This is a genomic window from Streptomyces griseoloalbus (assembly GCA_014650015.1).
Classification (GTDB): Bacteria; Actinomycetota; Actinomycetes; order Streptomycetales; family Streptomycetaceae; genus Streptomyces; species Streptomyces griseoloalbus.
Window position 1 is genome coordinate 1 of sequence record BMUD01000200.1, and the last position, 501, is coordinate 501.

Annotated in this window: 1 rRNA gene; it reads right to left on the reverse strand. The window is 52.9% G+C overall.

The features are described 5' to 3' along the window. Nucleotides 1-501, reverse strand: a 23S ribosomal RNA gene (locus IE178_RS35555); the annotation flags it as partial.

Consider the following 501-nt stretch of genomic DNA (forward strand, 5'->3'; position numbering starts at 1 on the left):
TCAATTTGCCTAGTTCCTTAACAACCCTTCTCCCGATGGTCTTAGGATCTTCTCCTCACCTACCTGTGTCGGTTTGCGGTACGGGCAACCTAACCAATCCACACACCTTTTCTCGCCACAGATTACACTCACTTCGCCTCACTCGGCTCGATTACTCCCGGGGCAACCAACGCCCGGTAGAGCTACGCTCATGTGTCACCGTGATTAACAATTGTACCGGCTACGGAATTTCTACCGTATGTGCATCGACTACGCCTTGCGGCCTCGCCTTAGCTCCCGGCTTACCTTGGGCGGACGAACCTTCCCCAAGAAACCTTAGATTTTCGGCCATTATGATTCCCACATAATTCTCGCTACTCATTCCGGCATTCTCTCTTCCATGCAGTCCACAGCTCCTTACGGTACTGCTTCTTCCCGCATGCAATGCTCCTCTACCAACCTTTCGGTTCCTTAGTTTCGGTGGCGCGTTTCAGCCCCGGACATTTTCGGCGCAGGACCTCT